This window comes from Kribbella voronezhensis (assembly GCF_004365175.1).
GTDB lineage: Bacteria > Actinomycetota > Actinomycetes > Propionibacteriales > Kribbellaceae > Kribbella > Kribbella voronezhensis.
In genome coordinates this window covers 3,166-4,980 of the sequence record NZ_SOCE01000004.1, presented here as the reverse complement: position 1 = coordinate 4,980, position 1,815 = coordinate 3,166, and the positions used below count along the sequence as shown (strand labels likewise).

The 1,815-nt window shown below is 56.1% G+C and carries 2 rRNA genes (1 of these 2 only partly in view); both read right to left on the bottom strand.

The window, feature by feature from the left end:
• Nucleotides 1-40 precede the first annotated feature (40 nt).
• Nucleotides 41-158 (bottom strand): 5S ribosomal RNA (gene rrf, locus EV138_RS37135).
• A gap of 144 nt (nucleotides 159-302) precedes the next feature.
• Nucleotides 303-1,815: ribosomal RNA gene (locus tag EV138_RS37130) — 23S ribosomal RNA — on the bottom strand (it continues 1,363 nt past the right edge of the window).

Sequence of the window (1,815 nt, the reverse complement as noted above, 5' to 3'; positions counted from 1 at the left end):
TTAAGGGCCACCCGTGTGGGTGGCCCTTAACAGTGTGAATGTCCGGCGACGTCCTACTCTCCCACGACCTCCCGGTCGCAGTACCATCGGCGCTGAAGGGCTTAACTTCCAGGTTCGGAATGGAGACTGGGTGTTTCCCCGACGCTATGGTCACCGTAACTCTATAGAAATATCAACCAACCACCTGCGAGTCACTTGGTCTCTCCACCTGGAGAGACCTGACTGGGGGTTGACCGTATTCCGGGAACCGTATAGTGGACGCGATACATAAGCGCAGATGTTTGCTGCCAACAGTGTTGGTATGAGACAAGCCCTCGGCCTATTAGTACCAGTCAGCTCCACACCTTACGGTGCTTCCACCTCTGGCCTATCAACCCAGTGGTCTACTGGGGGCCTTACCCGATTAACTCGGTGGGAGACCTCATCTTGAAGCGTGCTTCCCGCTTAGATGCTTTCAGCGGTTATCACTCCCGAACGTAGCCAACCAGCCGTGCTCCTGGCGGAACAACTGGCACACCAGAGGTTCGTCCACCCCGGTCCTCTCGTACTAGGGGCAGCCCTTCTCAAGTCTCCTGCGCGCGCAGCGGATAGGGACCGAACTGTCTCACGACGTTCTAAACCCAGCTCGCGTGCCGCTTTAATGGGCGAACAGCCCAACCCTTGGGACCTACTCCAGCCCCAGGATGCGACGAGCCGACATCGAGGTGCCAAACCATCCCGTCGATATGGACTCTTGGGGAAGATCAGCCTGTTATCCCCGGGGTACCTTTTATCCGTTGAGCGACGGTGCTCCCACATGCCACCGCCGGATCACTAGTTCCGACTTTCGTCCCTGCTCGACATGTCTGTCTCACAGTCAAGCTCCCTTGTGCACTTACACTCGACACCTGATTGCCAACCAGGCTGAGGGAACCTTTGAGCGCCTCCGTTACCTTTTAGGAGGCGACCGCCCCAGTCAAACTACCCACCAGGCACTGTCCCTGATCCAGATAATGGACCGAAGTTAGACAGCCAGAACAACCAGAGTGGTATTTCAACGATGACTCCACCCGAACTGGCGTCCAGGTTTCACAGTCTCCCACCTATCCTACACAAGTTGTACCGACCACCAATACCAAGTTGTAGTAAAGGTCCCGGGGTCTTTCCGTCCTGCTGCGCGTAACGAGCATCTTTACTCGTAATGCAATTTCGCCGAGTCCATGGTTGAGACAGCGCCCAAGTCGTTACGCCATTCGTGCAGGTCGGAACTTACCCGACAAGGAATTTCGCTACCTTAGGATGGTTATAGTTACCACCGCCGTTTACTGGCGCTTAAGTTCAAAGCTTCGCCGACCGAAGCCGGCTAACCTGTCCCCTTAACGTTCCAGCACCGGGCAGGCGTCAGTCCGTATACATCGAATTACTTCTTCGCACGGACCTGTGTTTTTAGTAAACAGTCGCTTGGGCCTGGTCTCTGCGGCCATCAACGCTTCCAAGGGCAAGCCTTGTCACGTATCCGGCCCCCCTTCTCCCGAAGTTACGGGGGCATTTTGCCGAGTTCCTTAACCATGGTTCACTCGATCGCCTTGGTATTCTCTACCTGATCACCTGTGTCGGTTTGGGGTACGGGCGGCTCTAACACTCACTACGAAGTTTTTCTCGGCAGCATGGGATCATCCACTTCCCCTGAACGGGTCCGCCTCGGCTCTCAGGCATCATGAGACACGGATTTGCCTATGCCTCGCCCTACCACCTTGCCCGCGGATCAGCTTGCGCCTACCATCGCCGCGGTTGGACTACCCTCCTGCGTCACTCCTCAGTGCACCTAATACCAGC